The sequence below is a fragment of the Streptomyces sp. XD-27 genome (assembly GCF_030553055.1).
In the GTDB taxonomy this organism is placed as follows: Bacteria; Actinomycetota; Actinomycetes; order Streptomycetales; family Streptomycetaceae; genus Streptomyces.
This window is the reverse complement of record NZ_CP130713.1, coordinates 4848031-4862245: the sequence shown is the minus strand read 5'-3', so window position 1 is coordinate 4862245 and position 14215 is coordinate 4848031. Positions and strand designations below refer to the sequence as shown.

Below are 14215 nucleotides of genomic sequence, written 5' to 3'. Positions count from 1 at the left end.
CCGGTCATCAGGGCCCAGTAGCGGCAACCGGCCGAACCCGCCCGACCGGCCAGGCCAGACGAACCAGCCGAAGACGAACCGGCCGAGGACGAACCGGCCAAGGACGAACCCGCTAGACCGGCTGGATGTCCGGCGCGCCCAGGCGGGCCGCGTCCGCCGTCAGGTCGTCCGGCTGGCGCTGCGACTCGCGTTCGGCCTCCACCCGCTTCTCGTAGTGCTCGACCTCCCGCTCGACGCGGCCGCGGTCCCAACCCAGCACCGGCGCCATCAGCTCCGCCGCCTCGCGGGCGCAGCGCGTGCCGCGGTCGAAGGTTTCGATGGAGATCCGGGTGCGCCGGGTCAGTACGTCGTCCAGGTGGCGCGCGCCCTCGTGGGAGGCGGCGTAGACGACCTCGGCGCGCAGGTAGTCCTCCGCGCCGGTCAGGGGTTCGGCCAGCGCCGGATCGGCGGCGATCAGCGCCAGGATCTCCTCCGTCAGCGAGCCGTAGCGGCCCAGGAGGTGTTCGATCCGGGCGACGTGCAGGCCGGAGCGCTGCGCCAGCCGGGCCCGGGTGTTCCACAGCGCCCGGTAGCCCTCCGCGCCCGCCAGCGGCACCTCCTCCGTACAGCAGTCGGCGACCCGGCGGTCCAGGCCGTGCACCGCCTCGTCGACGGCGTCCTTGGCCATCACCCGGTACGTGGTGTACTTGCCGCCCGCGACCACCACCAGGCCGGGCGCCGGGTGCGCCACCGTGTGCTCGCGCGACAGCTTGCTGGTGGCGTCCGACTCCCCGGCGAGCAGCGGGCGCAGGCCCGCGTACACGCCCTCCACGTCCTCGCGGGTCAGCGGCACCGCCAGCACCGCGTTGACGTGGTCCAGCAGGTAGTCGATGTCGGCGCTGGAGGCGGCCGGGTGCGCCTTGTCCAGGTCCCAGCCGGTGTCGGTGGTGCCGACGATCCAGTGCCTGCCCCAGGGGATGACGAACAGCACGCTCTTCTCGGTGCGCAGGATCAGCCCGGTGGTGGAGTGGATGCGGTCCTTGGGGACGACGAGGTGGATGCCCTTGGAGGCCCGTACGTGGAACTGGCCGCGCTCGCCGATCATCGCCTGGGTGTCGTCGGTCCACACACCGGTGGCGTTGACCACCTGGCGGGCCCGGACCTCGAACTCGGCGCCCGCTTCCCCGGACGGTGCCTCCAGGTCGCGGACCCGCGCGCCGACCACCCGCTCCCCCTCGCGGAGGAAGCCGACGACGCGGGCCCGGTTGGCGACATCGGCGCCGTAGGAGGCGGCGGTGCGCACCAAGGTGGTGACGAAGCGGGCGTCGTCCATCTGCGCGTCGTAGTACTGGAGCGCCCCGACCAGGGCGTCCTTGCGCAGGCAGGGGGCGACGCGCAGCGCCCGCTTGCGGGTGAGGTGGCGGTGGACGGGCAGGCCGCGCCCGTGCCCGGAGGAGACCGACATGGCGTCGTACAGGGCCACGCCGGTGCCCGCGTACAGCCGCTCCCAGCCCAGGTGCCGGAGCGGGTAGAGGAAGGGCACCGGGCGGACCAGATGCGGGGCCAGCCGCTCCAACAGCAGCCCGCGCTCCTTGAGCGCCTCCCGTACGAGCGCGAAGTCCAGCATCTCCAGATAGCGCAGGCCGCCGTGGATCAGCTTGCTCGACCGGCTGGAGGTGCCCGCGGCCCAGTCCCGCGCCTCGACCAGGGCGGTCGCCAGCCCGCGGGTCGCGGCGTCCAGCGCGGTGCCCGCACCGACCACGCCGCCGCCGACGACCAGGACGTCCAGCTCCCGTTCGGCCATCCGGGTCAGTGCCGCGCCGCGCTCGGCCGGTCCCAGGGTCGGTGTCCTCACCGCTGCCTCCCGTAGTGATCGCGGTCACACCAGCTTCTCGTCGATTCTGGCGGCGCCCCGGACGGGCGGCCAGCCCGCGCGGGCGCGCGGTTGCGCCAAGTGCGGCCGACCCGCGCGGCCACCGCCACCGACACCTGCGCCGACCACCTGCGCCGACCACTCGTGCCAACCACCCGCGCCGACCACCCGCGCCGACCACTCGTGCCAACCACCTGTGCCGACGCGGACCACTCGACCCCGCGCCAATACGCGCGCCAACACCGACCACCAATACTGAATACGAGTCATATTTCCGCTTAGTCTTCATTTGCGCCATCCGGAATCGTCCCCGGGAAGGACGGCACGACGCCATGCCCGCAGATCTCGCCGTCATCGGACTCGGCCATCTCGGCCTGCCACTCGCCCAGGCCGCCACCGCCGTCGGCATCGCCACCGTCGGCTACGACACCGATCCGCACACCGTCGACGAACTCGAGGCGGGCCGGCCTCCGGTCGAGGGCTCGCTGTCCGCCGCCGACGTGCGCCGGATGCTCTCCGGCGGGTTCACGGCCAGCACCGACCCGGCCGAGCTGGGCCGGGTCCGTACCGCCGTGATCTGCGCCCCGACCCCGCTCGACCAGGACCGGGCGCCGGACCTCACCGCGGTCGGCGAGGCGGCCAGGACGCTGGCGACGCGGCTGCGCCCGCACACCACCGTCCTGCTGGAGTCGAGCGTGCACCCCGGCACGACCGAGGGGTTCGTGCGCGGCATCCTGGAGCAGGGCTCCGGGCTGAACGCCGGGCGCGACTTCCATCTGGCCTACTCCCCCACCCGCCTCGACCCGGGCAACCGCGCCTACGGCTTCGCCAACACCCCCAAGGTCATCGGCGGCCTCACCCCCGCGTGTACGGAGGCGGCCGCCGCCTTCTACGGGCGGTTCACCGAGAAGGTGGTCCGCGCCCGCGGCCCGCGCGAGGCGGAGGCCGTCAAGCTGCTGGAGACCAACTACCGGCACGTCAACATCGCGCTCGTCAACGAGATGGCGGTGTTCTGCCACGACTTCGGCATCGACCTGTGGGACGTCGTACGGTGCGCCGAGACCAAGCCGTTCGGCTTCCACGCCTTCCGGCCGGGACCGGGCGTCGGCGGCCACGGCGCCCCCATCGACCCCGGCCGCCAGCCGCACTCCGGCCGCGGCCTCGGCGACCCGCCGCGCATGGTGGAGCTGGCGCGGGAGATCAACGAGCGGATGCCGCGCTACGTCACCCAGCGCGCCGCGGCCCTGCTCAACGAACACGGCAAGTCGGCGCGCGGCGCGCGGGTACTGCTGCTCGGCGTCACCTACAAGGCGGACGTCGACGTGCAGGAGGGCTCACCCGCGAACGAGATCGCCCGCCGGCTGGCGGAACTGGGGGCGCTGCTCAGCTACCACGATCCGTACGTGCCGCGGTGGCGGGTACTCGGCCAGTCGGTGCCGCGCGCCGACGCGCCGTACGAGGCGGCGGCCGTGGCCGACCTGACGGTGCTGCTCCAGCAGCACCGGGCGTACGACCTGCAGGGGCTGGCGGTGAAGGCGCAGCTGCTGCTGGACACGCGGGGGGCGAGCCCGGCGGGCATGGCGCACCGGCTGTGAACGGCGGCCACGCTGCCACCCCGCTCCGTGAACGAGACCGCCCCGCTCCCGCCGGCTGGTGGCCGCAGCCATGCGGTTGCCGTGCGGTTGCCATGCCGCTGCCGTGCCGCTGCCGTGCCGTTGCCGTTGCCGGGTCCCCCGAACGGGTGTAAAATTCAGTGTCGGATGAATTAATCGGTATCGGCCATCAGTGAGGTGCCGCGAGGTGCCTCGGGCGAGGAGGTACCGCCATGGGCGCCACGGAATGGCTGAGCGATCTGCTGCTGTCCCTTCCGGGGTGGAGCGTGCTCGCTCTGGTGTTCCTCGTCCCCGCCCTGGAAGCCGCGGCCTTCCCCGGCGTCCTGATGCCCGGCCAGTCCACCGTCCTCATCGGCGGCGCCCTCGCCCAGCTGGGCCGCGCCCCGCTCGCCTCCGTCCTGCTCGCCGCCGCGCTGGGCGCGATCATCGGCCCGAGCATCGGCTACGGCATCGGCCGCAGATGGGGCCACCCCATGGCGGCGCGGCTGCCGCGGCGCCTGGTGGCACCGGAGGACGTCGCCCGCGTCGAGGCACTGGTGCGCAGGCTCAGCGGCCCCGCCCTGGTCGCCGCCCGGTTCGTCGCGCTGCTGCGCACCCTGGTGCCCGCCCTGAGCGGCGCGGCCCGCGTCCCGTACCGCCGCTTCCTGGTGTGGAACGCCGTCGGCGGGGTCGTCTGGGCCGTCGGCTGCGGGCTGGCCGGATTCCAGCTCGGTGGCAGCTGGGAGGCGGTGCGCTCCGGCACCACCACCGCCGCGTGGGCGGCGGGCGGCGCGCTGGTGCTCCTGATCCTGCTGACGGTCGCGCTCCGGCATCAGCGGTCGCGGCGTACCCAGCGAGCGGCTCGGGGATCCCGAGGCGGTGGGCCGCCCCGTCCGGTGGCCCGCCGCCGGGACGCACCCCCTTCCGCGAGCCGCTGCCCGGACATGCCGCGTTCGGCGACCCGCCGCCTGCGCACGCGCAGCTCGGCCGCCAGCCGTCGAGCCGTTCCCCGCTCCGCGGCCCGCCGCCGGCGCGCCCTGCCCAGCTGGAACACCACGGCCAGCACGATGAGCAGCACCCCGACCGCGACGATCGCGACGGCTCCGGAGTCGACCGCGCGGACATCGGCGGTGAACGAGATCGGCTTGCCCCAGCGCTTGCCGTCCGAGGCCGTGTAGAGCTGCGCGGTGAGCCGGACGGGGCCGTTGGCGTGCGCGCCCACCTCGACCCGTACGGTGCGGCTCGCCGCCCGTGACACCTGTACCGCCGGCGCCCCGTCGTGCACCGTCACCCGCTCCGGGTGACTGGACACCACCCGCACCTCGAGGTCGTCGACGGGCTGCTGGAGCCCGTTCTCGATGGTGACCGGGATGGTCGCGGAGTCCCCGGCCACCGTCACCGTCGACTTGGGCACGAGCCGCACCGACGCCGTCGACGCGGCCAGGAACCCGGTCAGGCCGCGCGCGTAGGCCCGGTTCCCGGCGTGCTTCCCGCGCCAGCCCGTCGACACCGCGCGCGCCAGGGCGGCCCGTACGGACGCGGTGGTGTGCGACGGGTCCGTCAGCACCTGGGCGAGCCGCCGCAGCCGCTGCCCGGACGCGGCCACCGCTGTCAGCCGCCCGGCCGGGGGCTCGGTGGCACGCAGCGCGGGCGGATACGCCGCGACCGCCGCGGGGCGAGCGGGGCCGGGCGCCGGATCCCGCAGCGCGGCGGCCAGCCCCACCGGCTCCAGCAGGCCGGCCTTCCCCGCGTCCGCCAGGGCACCGGACAGGGCGCGGGCGGCCGCGCCGGACATCCGGCGCGGCGGCACGACGACCAGACCGCGGGAGGCGTACGGGGCCTCCCGTACCGCGGTGAGGAACTCGGCGAGCAGCCGCTGCCGGGCCGTCGGCACCGCGTGCGGTGGCACCTCGGCGAGCAGGCCGGTGAGCGTGGTGTCGTAGGTGAGCGCGGTCAGCGCGGGACGCCCGAGTTCGCGCCCGGCGCCGACACCACCACCGCGCGAGTCGGTGGCGCGACGGGGGGTGGACCCGTCGCCGCGCGAGTCGGTCGCGCGACGGGGCGTGGACCCGTCGCCGCGCGAGTCGGTGGCACGACGGGCGGTGGACCCGTCGCCGCGCGAGGTGGACGTCCCGGCGCCCGCACCACCCCCCGCGCCGACACCCGCACCACCCCCCGCGCCGTCATCCAGCAACGTCACCGAGGCGTCGTCGGTGCGGTCGAAGCCGTCCGGCCCGCCGCTCAGCCCCTGTCCGGAGGCGAGCACCGACCGCAGGCCGAGCCGCCGCGCGAGCGCGGTCACCGAGGTGTCGAGCGCGCCGCCCTCCGGCCAGGCGAGGCCGCGGCGGGCATCGGTGCCGAGCGCCTCGTCGACGACCGCCTTGCCGTCGACGCCCCCCTGCTGCGCCAGATCGCCGCGCCGGTGGTGGGCGAGCGCGGCCAGATCGGGGTCCGCGTACGGAAGCGCGACGACCTCCCGCCCGTCCACCGCCTCCTCCAACGCCTCCAGCCAGCTCGCCGCCGCCTCCGCCCCGCCGCCCTCGACGCTGTCCCGGGGGTCGGTGGTGTCGGGGGTACGGGCGACCCGGTAGCCGTCCGCCATCGCCTCCGCCTGGACGATCAGATCCGGGTCGATCACCCAGGTGACCGGCCGACCGACTCCCGCCTCCACCATCTGCCGCAGTCGGCCGCCCGCGGCGAGGGAGTCCGCCAGGGCGTCGTCACGGAAGACCGGCCGCGCGCCGCCGCCCGTACCCAGGGTCAGCGCCTGCATGTGCGGGACATCGGTGAGCGGCCAGAGCACCGTGGTACGCAGCGGCTCGGCCCCCGTGTCCCGCGGATACCAGGAGAGAAACGTACGGCCCACGCCGCGCACGCTGCCGTCGCGATCGGTCACCGTCACGGCCAGGGCGTACGCGCCGGGCGCGCCGAGGCGGAGCTCGGAGACCGGCACGGTCAGCCGGAACCCGACCTCCGCCGCGGGCCGCAACCGCTCCCCGGGGACGGCATCCCCGCTGACCTCCGCCCCGTCCGCCCGCACCAGGGTGCTCCGCGCGGCCACGGCGGCAAGCCCACTGCGCGTCCCGACCGCCCCGTCCGAACCGGCCCGAAGCCCCACGCGGGCCCCGGCGACACCCTCGCGGGAGGTGTTGGTGAGAGTCCCACTGACGCTCACGACCTCGTCCCCCTCCCCCACCACGACGGGCGCGACGGCCCGGATGGCGACGCGTACGGGATACGGAGGCTCGTCGCGCGGCGCGGCGGCCGCCTGGGATCCGGCCCCGCCCGGAGACGCGTCCGACCGCGCGCCGGGGCCGGGGACGGGGACGGCCCCGCTCGCGTCGAGGGCGGGGGCGGGAGCGGCGCGACTCGCGTCGAGGGCGGGGGCGGGAGCGGCGCGACTCGCGTCGAGGGCGGGGGCGGGAGCGGCGCGACTCGCGTCGGGGGCGGGATCGGCCCCGCAGGCCAGGAGCGCGAGGGCAAGGGCGATGGCGACCACAAGGGCGATGGCGACCGCCCCGGCCCGCGCACACACCCCGACCCGCGCCATCGCTGTCCCCTCGGCCTCGGTCCTCCGCGGACGTCCCGCACGGAACCACCCGCGACCGTACGCAACGAGCATGGCCGACCGCTCGCCCCCAGAGCGCACCCACGAGGGCAAACACGCACGGCGTGTCGCCTCGGCACGCCTGCCGGTGGTCGGCTCAGACGAGGGCGCCGACGCGATGGGCGAAGCCGCGTACGCCGGGGAGGGCGCGATCGTGCCGCATCAGGCCGACAGCCATGGTGCGCACGGAGCCGCGGCGAGCCTCCTGCGGCGCGGCACGCTCGGCGGCCAGCAGAGCGCGCTTGAGGGCGTGGCACTCACTCTGTCCACACGTATCCGCGCAACCCTCGCCGAGCTGGAGAAGGTCAAGGACCAGATGGGCATCGATGCCAGGTTCAGCGAGGGTCACGCGCATCTGTCGGTCTTCCGCTTCGAGGACGACCCCAACGCCCCGGCCGCGAACAGTCTGGTCCCGGCCGCCTCCGCTGTCGTCGTCGACGCTGCCGGACGCATTCTCCTCCAGCGCAGGGCAGACAACGGAATGTGGGCACTGCCCGGAGGCGCGATGCACATCGGCGAATCGCTGTCGGACTGCGCGATCCGAGAGACCCGCGAAGAGACCGGGATCGACATCGAAGTAACCGGCATCGTCGGCACCTACACCAACCCCGGACACGTCTTCGCGTACGACGACGGCGAGGTACGTCAGGAGTTCTCCATCTGCTTCCTGGCGCGGCCAGTCGCCGGGGACCTGGCAGTCTCCGAGGAATCGACGCAGGTGCGCTGGTTCGCGCCCGAGGAAGTCGACGCGCTACCGATGGTCCCCAGCATCCGAAAGCGAGTGGACGACTGGCGATACGGCAACATGCCTGCCGCCCGATGAGCGGATACTCACCGCAGGCTGAAGTCCCCGGCGCCGGGCGGCTCCAGGGCCGGGCGCCATCCCCGACCCCGAGCCTGGGCCCGGGGCCGGGGATGGCGCCCGGAGCCTAGGACAGCAACAGCCAAGGGGCGGGCCGGGGCCACTGCGGGGCCCGGGCCAGGGGCGGCCCCGGCCCGGGGAGCAGCGGTTACAGACGTGCCGTGCCCGCCGCCATGCGCGGCTTCGCGTCGAGGACCGTGCGGAGCGCCGCGTAGTTCTCCACGCACCGGCCGGTGCCGACCGCCACGCAGTCCAACGGGGCGTCGGCGAGCAGTACGGGGATGTCCAGCTCTCGGCTGAGCCGGACGTCCATGCCGCGCAGCAGCGCTCCGCCGCCGGTCAGCACGATGCCGCGGTCCATGATGTCGCCGGCCAGCTCGGGCGGGGTCTCGTCCAGCGTCGAGCGGACGGCGTCGACGATCGCGTCGACCGGCTCGGCCAAGGCGTGCCGGACCTCGTCGGCGGTCAGTTCGAGCACCTTGGGCAGCCCGCTCACCTGATCACGACCGCGAACCGTGCAGCGCTCCGGCGGCAGCAGGCCCTGGGTCTGCTCCGGGTCGCCGTCCGGCTCCGGAAGGCTCACGTGCCGGGACTCGGGCTGCTGGGCCAGGCCGGCCCCGGCCCACGCCCCGCCGGGCGCGGCCGATCCGATGCGCATCTTGATCTCCTCGGCGGTGCGCTCCCCGATGGCCATGGCGTACTGCTTCTTCACGTACGCGATGATCGCGGCGTCCATCGCGTCGCCGGCGGTGCGGACCGAGCGCGCCGTGACGATCCCGCCGAGCGAGATGACCGCGACCTCGGCCGTGCCGCCGCCGATGTCCACGACCATGCTGCCGGTCGGCTCGCCGACCGGCAGCCCCGCACCGATCGCGGCCGCCATCGGCTCCTCGACGAGGTGCACCTGCCGCGCCCCGGCCTGCGAGGCGGCCTCGATGACCGCGCGCCGCTCGACGCCCGTGATGCCGGAGGGCACACAGACGACGACGCGGGGCCGGGCAAGCAGCCGACTGCCCGTCACCTTCTTGATGAAGTACCGCAGCATCCGCTCGGCGATCTCGAAGTCCGCTATCACTCCGTCCCGCAGTGGGCGGACCGCGACGATGTGCGAGGGGGTCCTGCCGATCGTCTCCTTCGCCTCCGAGCCGACCGACAACACACTTCCGTCGACCGCGTTGACCGCGACGACCGACGGCTCGTTGAGCACCACTCCCTTCCCCCGTACGTACACCAGCGTGTTCGCGGTGCCGAGGTCGATACCCATGTCCCGTCCGGTGAACGACTTACTTTGCGCCATAAGTTGAGATTATTGCTTATGCCCGGTTCCCCGTGGCGCGCCGCGTCCCCCGTTTCCGCCACGCCCTCACTCCAAAGGAGCGGCCGCTGCTACCGTGCGTTCCATGATCACGCCGATTGCCCGCCCAGGACGCTGCATCGCGGCGGACACTCCGACCGGGCACTTCAGGCTGGTTCTCGACTACTGGCACGAGGAGGTGTTGGGTAGGAACGATCCGGCGGTCTACACCGTTGCAGATGTGGAGAGTTACCTGGCGGCGAAGCGCGTCACCGAATAGGTCCACATAATCCCCATATAGAGGACGGGTTGTCTCCATCCGGTCCCAGCCGTGTCACGGACGTCAGACGCGGCTTGTCGGATTGTCATGCCCTGCTGTTAGTTTGAAGGTGCACTTTCCGCCGCACTCCAAGCAGCACCTGTCCCCGGAGCGCGGCCCATCACCTTCATCCCCGGGGGATTGTCATGAGCCAGAACTGGCAGCAGCCGCCTCAGCAGCCGGGCGGATACGGCTACCCGCAGCAGCCCCAGCAGCCGGGCTACGGCCAGCCGCAGGCCCCGTACGGCGGCGGCTTCCCGCCGCCCCCGCCCCCGGCCCCTCAGGGCAACGCCGGCATGGCGCTGCTCGCCGGTCTGGCCGTCGCCGTCGTCGGCATGTTCGCCTACGGCTTCCTGATGAGCGCCATGACCGACACGGACGAGATCCCGGTCGAGGTCACCCAGTTCTCCTACGCGGGCATCGCCGTCAGCGCCCTCATCGGCCTGGTGATCGGCAAGCTCGGTGGCCGCAACTCCGGCCTGTGGGTGGTCGGCGCCATCTTCGCCGCCGCCGCCGTGTTCTTCGGCGAGCTCTGGGGTTACGCCTGCATCCAGGCGGACCTCGCTGAGGGCACGCCTGGTGCGCCGGGTGCCTTCGAGATCTTCACCGACTACTTCAGCGACAACTTCGAGACATGGAAGAAAAACGTCGAAGGTCTGACGTACGTCTTCATCGCTCTGGCGCCGGTGGCGGCCTTCGGCACCGCCTACCGCGTCGCGAACAGCCGCTGACGCGGACCCGTTCCGCACGAGGGGCCCCGACCGCATCCGCGGTCGGGGCCCCTCGCCGTATACGCGTGAAACCGTCCGTCAGGACGTCACCGCTTGCCGTGGTCCGCAGCCGGAGCCACCGTGACCTCCACCCGCTGGAATTCCTTCAGCTCGCTGTAGCCGGTCGTGGCCATCGCCCGGCGCAGGGCGCCGAAGAAGTTCATCGAGCCGTCCGGGGTGTGGGAGGGGCCGAGGAGGACCTCCTCCATCGTGCCGACCGTGCCCAGGTTCATGCGCTTGCCGCGCGGCACGTCCTCGTGGACGGCTTCCATTCCCCAGTGGTGGCCGCGGCCGGGGGCGTCCGTCGCGCGGGCCAGGGGGGAGCCGATCATGACCGCGTCCGCGCCGCACGCGATGGCCTTCGGCAGGTCGCCGGACCAGCCGACGCCGCCGTCGGCGATGACGTGCACGTACCGGCCGCCGGACTCGTCCATGTAGTCCCGGCGGGCGGCCGCGACGTCCGCCACGGCGGTGGCCATCGGGACCTGGATGCCCAGCACGTTGCGGGTGGTGTGCGCGGCGCCGCCGCCGAAGCCGACCAGGACACCGGCCGCGCCCGTGCGCATCAGGTGGAGCGCGGCGGTGTACGTGGCGCAGCCGCCGACGATCACCGGCACGTCGAGCTCGTAGATGAACTGCTTGAGGTTCAGCGGCTCGGCGGCGCCGGAGACGTGCTCGGCGGAGACCGTCGTGCCGCGGATCACGAAGATGTCGACGCCCGCGTCCACCACGGCCTTGGAGAACTGGGCGGTGCGCTGCGGGGAGAGCGCCGCCGCGGTGACCACGCCCGAGTCGCGCACCTCCTTGATGCGCTGCCCGATCAGCTCCTCCTTGATCGGCTCGGCGTAGATCTCCTGCATCCGGCGGGTCGCGGTCCGCTCGTCCAGCTCGGCGATCTCCGCGAGCAGCGGCTCGGGGTCCTCGTACCGCGTCCACAGACCTTCGAGGTTGAGCACCCCGAGCCCGCCCAGCTCACCGATGCGGATCGCGGTCTGCGGCGAGACCACCGAGTCCATCGGAGCGGCCAGGAACGGCAGCTCGAAGCGGTACGCGTCGATCTGCCAGGCGATCGAGACCTCCTTGGGGTCCCGCGTACGACGACTGGGGACGACGGCGATCTCGTCGAACGCGTACGCCCTGCGGCCGCGCTTCCCGCGCCCGATCTCGATCTCAGTCACGTGTGTGCCTTCCTCTTGTCTATGCCCCACCAGTATCACCGACGGGCACATCGGAAGCCCGCGGCTGTCCACAGCCGCGGGCTTCCGGTCATACAAACTGCCTCGATGCGAGCGGTTCGCTACCGCCGCGTGTAGTTCGGGGCTTCCGTCACCATCTGCACGTCGTGCGGGTGGCTCTCCTTGAGCCCGGCCGCCGTGATGCGCACGAAGCGGCCCTTCTCCTTCAGCTCCGGCACCGTGGCCGAGCCGACGTACCCCATGGAGGCGCGCAGGCCGCCGACCAGCTGGTGGGCGACGGAGGCCAGCGGGCCGCGGTAGGGCACCTGGCCCTCGATGCCCTCGGGGACCAGCTTGTCCTCGGAGAGCACGTTGTCCTGGAAGTAGCGGTCCTTGGAGAACGAACGGGCCTGCCCGCGCGACTGCATCGCGCCCAGCGACCCCATGCCCCGGTAGGACTTGAACTGCTTGCCGTTGATGAAGACCATCTCGCCCGGCGACTCCTCGCACCCGGCCAGCAGGCTGCCCAGCATGACCGTGTCCGCGCCCGCAGCGATCGCCTTCGCGATGTCGCCCGAGTACTGCAGGCCGCCGTCGCCGATGAGCGGCACACCGGCCGCCTGGCAGGCCAGGCCCGCCTCGTAGATCGCGGTCACCTGCGGGACGCCGATGCCGGCGACCACCCGGGTGGTGCAGATGGAGCCCGGGCCGACGCCGACCTTGACGCCGTCCACGCCCGCGTCGATCAGCGCCTGGGCGCCGTCGCGGGTGGCGACGTTGCCGCCGACCACGTCGACCGAGATGTTGGACTTGATCTTGGCGATCATGTCGAGGATGCCCCGGCTGTGGCCGTGCGCGCTGTCCACGACCAGGAAGTCCGCACCGGCCTCGACCAGCGCCTGGGCCCGGTCGTACGCCTCGTCGCCGACGCCGACCGCGGCACCGACGATCAGCCGGCCCTCCGCGTCCTTGGCGGCGTTCGGGTACTGCTCGGCCTTGACGAAGTCCTTGACCGTGATCAGGCCCTTGAGCAGACCGGCGTCGTCGACCAGCGGCAGCTTCTCGATCTTGTGCCGGCGCAGCAGCTGCATCGCGTCCTCGCCGGAGATCCCGACCCGGCCGGTGACCAGCGGCATGGGGGTCATGACCTCGCGGACCTGGCGGCTGCGGTCCAGCTCGAAGGCCATGTCGCGGTTGGTGACGATGCCCAGCAGCTTGCCCGCCGCGTCGGTCACCGGCACGCCGCTGATCCGGAACTTCGCGCAGAGCGCGTCCGCCTCGTGCAGCGTGGCGTCCGGGCGGACGGTGATCGGGTCGGTGACCATGCCGGACTCCGACCGCTTGACCAGGTCGACCTGGTTGGCCTGGTCCTCGACCGACAGGTTGCGGTGCAGGACGCCCGCGCCACCCTGCCGGGCCATCGCGATGGCCATCCGCGACTCGGTGACCTTGTCCATCGCCGCGGACAGCAGCGGGATGTTGACCCGCACGTTCCGGGTGATCCGGGACGAGGTGTCGACCGCGTTCGGCAGCACCTCGGAGGCGCCCGGCAGCAGCAGCACGTCGTCGTACGTCAGCCCGAGCATCGCGAACTTCTCAGGCACCCCGTCGACGTTGTCAGTCATGACACCCTTCCAAATGGTCTTGCCCCAGCGCGGACTCCCATGCTAACGGCCTCCGCCGGTGGCTCATTCCACGATTGATGAGGGCCCCGTCACTTGTACGTTCAGACGACGTCGTACGTTCATACGGGTCTGGCATACGGATCTGGCAGCCGGTCGGCATGCGCTCACTGCTCGGCGAGTGCCCGCAGTCGGCTCAGCGCACGGTGCTGGGCGACGCGGACCGCGCCCGGCGACATCCCCAGCATCTGCCCGGTCTCCTCGGCCGTGAGCCCGACCGCGACCCGCAGCAGCACCAGCTCGCGCTGGTTCTCCGGGAGGTTGGCCAGCAGCTTCTTGGCCCATTCGGCGTCGCTGCTCAGCAGCGCCCGCTCCTCCGGGCCGAGCGAGTCGTCCGGCTGCTCCGGCATCTCGTCCGACGGCACCGCCGTACTCCCCGGGTGCCGCATGGCGGCCCGCTGCAGATCGGCGACCTTGTGGGCGGCGATGGCCACGACGAACGCCTCGAAGGGCCGCCCCGTGTCGCGGTAGCGCGGCAGCGCGCACAGCACGGCGAGGCACACCTCCTGTGCCAGGTCGTCCACGAAGTGCCGGGCGTCACCCGGCAGCCGGGACAGCCGGGTGCGGCAATAGCGCAGGGCGAGCGGGTGCACACGGGCGAGCAAGTCGTGTGTGGCGCGCTCGTCGCCGTCGACTGCGCGTCGGACGAGGGCACCGATGTCCCCAGGGCCCGCGGCGGCCAGGGGCGACCCCAGGTTCTCGTCGTCGCGCATCGGTCCATGGTGCCTTGGCCGCTCATGATCTACGGCACTGGCCTCAAGGTTGTGCACCGAACCGTTACGTGTCGGTGTTTTCGCACTCACGTCCCGCGCCTCCCCCTTTCGGGTATACCCGCCCCGTGCCCACGACTCCACCGATAGCTTCTGCCCGTGCCACGCGGCCTCGAACAGCGCTTGTCCGTCGTGGGGTCTCTGACCGAGCGAGTTGCCGCGGTCCCAGCCGGGGAGGAGTCACACCTCAAGGATGCGGCATCCGGTGAGGTTTCGGCGTACGGCTCCTGTCGTCACCCTTCGTGGTGCACGTCGGCGGCCGTTCACCGCGGCTGTCAGCGGCGGTGTTCCA

The 14215-nt window shown here is 72.9% G+C and carries 10 protein-coding genes and 1 pseudogene; 5 read left to right on the top strand and 6 right to left on the bottom strand.

Going from position 1 to position 14215, the window contains the following annotated elements:
• Positions 1–112: 112 nt before the first annotated feature.
• Positions 113–1834: a glycerol-3-phosphate dehydrogenase/oxidase gene (locus Q3Y56_RS21110; RefSeq protein WP_304463423.1), complete on the bottom strand. Its 1722-nt coding sequence runs from the start codon at positions 1832–1834 to the stop codon at positions 113–115.
• 350 nt (positions 1835–2184) lie between these two features.
• On the opposite strand from Q3Y56_RS21110, the gene Q3Y56_RS21105 reads away from it, so the two are divergent.
• Positions 2185–3447 carry a nucleotide sugar dehydrogenase gene (locus tag Q3Y56_RS21105; RefSeq protein ID WP_304463422.1) on the top strand — a complete coding sequence of 421 codons (1263 nt, stop codon included), beginning with the start codon at positions 2185–2187 and terminating at the stop codon, positions 3445–3447.
• A gap of 230 nt (positions 3448–3677) precedes the next feature.
• Positions 3678–4145 (top strand): annotated as a pseudogene (locus Q3Y56_RS21100) (DedA family protein); the annotation flags it as partial.
• A gap of 131 nt (positions 4146–4276) precedes the next feature.
• Here Q3Y56_RS21100 and Q3Y56_RS21095 read toward each other — a convergent pair.
• Positions 4277–6994 (bottom strand): DUF6049 family protein, encoded by a 2718-nt coding sequence (locus tag Q3Y56_RS21095; protein WP_304463421.1) that lies wholly within the window; start codon positions 6992–6994, stop codon positions 4277–4279.
• Between the two features lie 373 nt (positions 6995–7367).
• On the opposite strand from Q3Y56_RS21095, the gene Q3Y56_RS21090 reads away from it, so the two are divergent.
• Positions 7368–7874 carry an NUDIX hydrolase gene (locus Q3Y56_RS21090; protein WP_304465712.1) on the top strand — a complete coding sequence of 169 codons (507 nt, stop codon included), beginning with the start codon at positions 7368–7370 and terminating at the stop codon, positions 7872–7874.
• A 187-nt stretch (positions 7875–8061) separates the two neighbouring features.
• Here Q3Y56_RS21090 and Q3Y56_RS21085 read toward each other — a convergent pair whose 3' ends face one another.
• Positions 8062–9210 carry a rod shape-determining protein gene (locus tag Q3Y56_RS21085; RefSeq protein ID WP_304463420.1) on the bottom strand — a complete coding sequence of 383 codons (1149 nt, stop codon included), beginning with the start codon at positions 9208–9210 and terminating at the stop codon, positions 8062–8064.
• A gap of 103 nt (positions 9211–9313) precedes the next feature.
• Here Q3Y56_RS21085 and Q3Y56_RS21080 point away from each other — a divergent pair, with 103 nt between their 5' ends.
• Entirely contained in the window at positions 9314–9487 is a 174-nt protein-coding gene (locus Q3Y56_RS21080; RefSeq protein WP_304463419.1) for a hypothetical protein, read from the top strand.
• A gap of 185 nt (positions 9488–9672) precedes the next feature.
• Positions 9673–10257 (top strand): hypothetical protein, encoded by a 585-nt coding sequence (locus tag Q3Y56_RS21075; protein WP_304463418.1) that lies wholly within the window; start codon positions 9673–9675, stop codon positions 10255–10257.
• An 86-nt stretch (positions 10258–10343) separates the two neighbouring features.
• Here the strand turns inward: Q3Y56_RS21075 and Q3Y56_RS21070 are convergent, their stop codons facing one another.
• The 3 genes from Q3Y56_RS21070 to Q3Y56_RS21060 all read right to left on the bottom strand — a co-directional run bounded on the left by Q3Y56_RS21070 (position 10344) and on the right by Q3Y56_RS21060 (position 13866).
• Positions 10344–11474 carry a GuaB3 family IMP dehydrogenase-related protein gene (locus Q3Y56_RS21070; RefSeq protein ID WP_304463417.1) on the bottom strand — a complete coding sequence of 377 codons (1131 nt, stop codon included), beginning with the start codon at positions 11472–11474 and terminating at the stop codon, positions 10344–10346.
• Positions 11475–11593: 119 nt separating this feature from the next.
• On the bottom strand, positions 11594–13096 hold the full coding sequence (guaB, locus tag Q3Y56_RS21065) for an IMP dehydrogenase (protein ID WP_304463416.1): 1503 nt from the start codon (positions 13094–13096) through the stop codon (positions 11594–11596).
• A gap of 164 nt (positions 13097–13260) precedes the next feature.
• Positions 13261–13866 (bottom strand): sigma-70 family RNA polymerase sigma factor, encoded by a 606-nt coding sequence (locus Q3Y56_RS21060; RefSeq protein ID WP_304463415.1) that lies wholly within the window; start codon positions 13864–13866, stop codon positions 13261–13263.
• Positions 13867–14215 lie beyond the last annotated feature (349 nt).